3 protein-coding genes are annotated in these 1,988 nt (G+C 58.7%); all 3 read left to right on the forward strand.

Translation table 11 applies throughout. The features are described from left to right. Positions 1-564, forward strand: a 564-nt coding sequence (locus tag V6C07_RS02095) for a site-2 protease family protein (RefSeq protein WP_333534735.1), incomplete at its 5' end; no start/stop codon positions are given. A gap of 19 nt (positions 565-583) precedes the next feature. Then, positions 584-1,573, forward strand: coding sequence for a tryptophan--tRNA ligase (gene trpS, locus V6C07_RS02100; protein WP_333534736.1), 990 nt, complete (start codon positions 584-586; stop codon positions 1,571-1,573). Continuing rightward, positions 1,574-1,988, forward strand: a 415-nt coding sequence (gene ruvX / locus V6C07_RS02105) for a Holliday junction resolvase RuvX (RefSeq protein WP_333534737.1), incomplete at its 3' end; no start/stop codon positions are given. It lies immediately after the preceding gene.

A 1,988-nucleotide genomic window follows, 5' to 3' on the forward strand; every position in this document is an offset into this window, starting at 1 on the left:
TGCGGCGACCCCACCGCCCGCATGATGGGGCGGCTGACCCTCAACCCGCTGCCGCATATCGACCCGATGGGGCTGATGGTCTTCGGACTCACAAGCCTCAGCGGCTCCTTTGTTTTCGGCTGGGCCAAGCCTGTGCCGGTCAATCCGCGCTATTTTCGCGATCCGGCCAAGGGCATGATGCTGGTCGCCCTTGCGGGACCGCTGACCAACTTTATTCTGGCGGGAATTTTCGGCGTGCTGCTGCGCCTGACCCTGAATTTTTTTCCGCCCATTGAATGGCAGTACAGCAATTTCTACATTTTTGCCCTCAAATCCATGCAGGCAGGGGTTGTCATCAATTTCGGCCTGGGCTGGCTGAACCTGCTGCCCATCCCGCCGCTGGACGGAAGCAAGGTTGTAGCCTATTTTTTGCCCTTTAATGCAGCCTTGCGCTATCTGAGCGTCGAACGCTTCGGCTTTATCATCCTGCTGGGCCTGTTGTTCACCGGCCTGCTGGGCATGGTGCTGGGGCCGCTGGTGAGCGGCAGCGCCCGTGGCCTGTTGTCTCTGTTGGGCATTTTATAATTTCAAAGGACTGTTTTTCATGAGCAAAGAACTGCGCACTGTTTCCGGCATGCGGCCCACCGGCCCCCTGCACCTCGGCCACTACTTCGGCGTGCTGAAAAACTGGGTCGAATTGCAACACACGGAAGAGGCATACTTTTTTGTGGCAGACTGGCACGCCCTTACCAGCGATTATGCCGATCCGTCCAAAGTGGGCCAAAACATTCGCGAAATGGTCAAGGACTGGGTGGGCGCCGGCCTCAATCCCGAAGACTGCGTGATCTTCCGCCAGTCCGAGGTAAAGGAACATGCCGAACTTTCGCTGTTGCTCTCTATGATTACGCCCGTGTCCTGGCTTGAGCGCAACCCCACCTACAAGGAACAGCAGCAGCAGATCAGCAACAAGGACCTCGGCAATGCGGGTTTTCTGTGCTACCCCGTGCTCATGGCGGCGGACATCCTCATGTACCGCCCCCACGGCGTGCCTGTGGGCGAAGACCAGTTGCCCCATATGGAACTGACCCGCGAAATCGCCCGGCGCTTCAACTATCTTTACGGCGGCGACCTGCTGCCCGAACCCAAGGCCATGCTCACCCCGGCAGCCAAATGCCCCGGCCTTGACGGGCGCAAAATGTCGAAAAGCTACAACAACGGCATTTTTCTGTCAGACAACATGGCGGATATTCAGGAAAAAGTGCGTGGCATGTTTACCGACAAAGCCCGCCTGCGCAAATCCGACCCCGGCAATCCCGATGTCTGTAATCTCTTTCCGTACCACGTGCTTTTGAGCAGCGCCGAAGAACAGGCAGAAATCCGCCAGGGCTGCACCGCCGCTACACTGGGCTGTGTGGACTGCAAAAAAATATTCCTCAGAAACCTTGAAACATTCCTGACGCCCTTGCAGCAGCGCCGCGCCGTGCTCGATGCCAATCCCGCCCGGGTAGACGAAATCCTCGCTCACGGCAATGAACGCGCCCGCGCCTTTGCCTGCCAAACCATGAGTCTGGTACGCGAAAAAATGGGGCTGTAGTTGAAATTTGTAAGTGTGGATTACGGCCTGGCCCGCACGGGCCTGGCCGTGTCGGACCCTGACGGGCGCATGGCCTTCCCTCTGGCGACCGTGCGCCTGCAAGACTATACTGACCGCAAGCTCTTTCTCGCCGCCCTGGCGGAAAAAATCATCGAAACCGGGGCGGAAGCGGTTGTGGTGGGCCTGCCCCTCACGCAGGACGGGGAAGAAAGCCTGATCACAAGGCAGGTGCGCAATGTTACCCAGCGCCTCAAGCGTCGCGTGCCTCTGCCTTTTTATTACATGGTCGAAGAGCTGAGTTCCGAAGAAGCCTGGGCCGACCTGCGCGAAGCCGGGCTGAAGATGCGCAAGCGCAAGGCCGTGCTTGACCAGCAGGCCGCGGTCCGCATCCTGTCATCCTTTCTATCCCTTGCCC

The organism is Desulfovibrio sp. 1214_IL3152, assembly GCF_036763055.1.
GTDB lineage: Bacteria > Desulfobacterota > Desulfovibrionia > Desulfovibrionales > Desulfovibrionaceae > Desulfovibrio.

Bases quoted from the DNA above. Each gene is read 5' to 3' on its own strand.
- trpS (WP_333534736.1), top strand. From the start codon at position 584: ATGAGCAAAGAACTGCGCACTGTTTCCGGCATGCGGCCCACCGGCCCC.